Origin of the sequence: Allobosea sp. Tri-44, from assembly GCF_004123845.1 — a bacterium.
GTDB lineage: Bacteria > Pseudomonadota > Alphaproteobacteria > Rhizobiales > Beijerinckiaceae > Allobosea.
The window spans coordinates 1-2003 of the sequence record NZ_NBDP01000001.1 but is presented as its reverse complement, the minus strand read 5'-3'; the positions used below and the strand labels follow the sequence as shown (position 1 = coordinate 2003).

Below are 2003 nucleotides of genomic sequence, written 5' to 3'. Positions count from 1 at the left end.
AGGGATTGCAGAAGCTTCGTGTTCCGCGAGGACTGGCGGTTTTTACTGTTGTCCTGATTGCGTTCGCGACCTTGGCCATCTTGACGATGGCTATGGTTGGCCAAGCGACCCAGCTGGCGGGGCAGCTACCGACCTACCAAAGTACGATGCGCGCAAAGATTGCCGCTTTGAAGGGCTAGGAAGCGGGGAGTGGAGTTCTGAGCCGGGCCGCGGACATTCTACAAGACCTGAGCAAGGAGCTTGATCGCCCCAAGGCAGAATTTCCTCCTTCGACTGAGATAGCCGGCCGTTCTCGAGAGGGGCGTCCAATCCCAGTCGAAGTGCACCAGCCCGAGCCGGGCGCGATCGAAACGCTGCAGGCATTTCTGTCGCCGCTAATTCACCCTCTGACCACGACGGGCATCGTTCTGATCTTCGTGGTCTTCATCCTTCTGAAGCGGGAGGATATTCGAAATCGGTTCAGCCGGTTGACTGGTACCGACGACCTGCAGAAGACCACGGCCGCGTTCGATGATGCCGCCAGGCGTTTAAGTCGATTGTTCCTCACTCAACTCATCGTCAATGCAGGCTTTGGAGTGGTGATCGGTTGCGGCCTTTGGGCCATCGGTGTTCCCAGTTCGCTGCTTTGGGGCATTCTGGCAGCAATCCTGCGCTTCATTCCTTATCTCGGGGCAGTGCTTTCCGCCGTCTTCCCGATGGTGATCGCCGCATCGGTCGATCCCGGATGGATGATGCTTGCGATGACTGCCGCATTGTTCGTTATCGCAGAACCACTTGTGGGACATGTGATCGAACCGTTGGCCTATGGCCGATCTACCGGACTATCGCCTGTCGCCATCGTGGTCGCAGCGACATTCTGGACCTGGTTATGGGGCCCCATCGGCCTCGTTCTGGCGACGCCATTGACCGTTTGCCTGGTGGTACTGGGCCGACATGTCGAAAGACTGGAATTCCTGGACGTCATGCTCGGGGATCGGCCTCCACTGTCTGCCCCGGAGAACTTCTATCAGCGCATCCTTGCAGGAGATCCGGCGGAAGCAGCCGACAAGGCTGAGGAGGTACTGAAGGAACGCTCGCTCTCCGCCTATTACGACGAGGTCGCGCTCGAGGGTTTGCGGCTCGCGGCAGCGGATGAAGCGCGTGGCGTCCTCGATGCCGCTCGTCGAAATCAAATTCTCGGCACAGTGCGAGAGGTCGTTGAGGACCTGGCTGACCATGACGACAGCCGACCGGCACTCGACGCTGCCGCAGCAGATCCGGAGACAGAGGCTGCCGTTGAACAGACAGATGAGAGTGAGGGCACTTCCGATCTGCCGATTCTCGCCGCGGCGGACCTTGGCGAGACGTTCGCGGGCCGAGATCGCGTCGTCTGCATCGGGGCAAGGTCACAACTCGACGAGGCGGCTGCCCTGATGCTGAGCCAAATTTTGGAAAAGCACGGGTTGGCAGCGGAGGCCTTGCCGCCAAACACTTTGTTGACCTCGGGCATGGTGCAACTTGCTGAGCGCGATCCGGCCTTGATCTGCCTCTGCTATATCGGCCCGCAGAACGCTGCGCACATGAAATATGCCCTCCGGCGCCTTCGCCGTCACATGCCCTTGGCAATCCTTGTTCTTGGGCAGCTGTCGCAAGTTTCGGATCCCAAAGCGGACGATAAAGGCCCGTTGCTCGCCGATGCTGTGGAAACCTCTCTCCGAGGCATCTGCAGGGTCTGTCTGAAATTCGCGGCGAAGGAAGCTCCGGCGTGACCACAAATCTACGATTCTCTATACGTTCTTCTCTGCAACCTCACGCGCCAGCCTTTACGTTCCCGGGCCGATGAATTTTCGACGCCATCCACTCATCATTAGCTTGGTCTCGGCCGCTGTAGGCGCCCTCGGTTGTCTGGTTATCGGCAACCTATTGCCGGCGCCCCAGGAGTTGCGGCAACCGCTTCCGCATAACTTGACCTCCTCAGATAGCCAGCTGAGGACGTCGATGGGCGCCCTATTTGGATCAAACTA

The 2003-nt window shown here is 59.1% G+C and carries 1 protein-coding gene; it reads left to right on the top strand.

Annotated elements, in window-relative coordinates:
• Positions 1–320: 320 nt before the first annotated feature.
• Complete coding sequence (locus B6S44_RS00005) at positions 321–1748, top strand: AI-2E family transporter (RefSeq protein WP_164985658.1); 1428 nt, start codon at positions 321–323, stop codon at positions 1746–1748.
• The last annotated feature ends 255 nt before the right edge of the window (positions 1749–2003 follow it).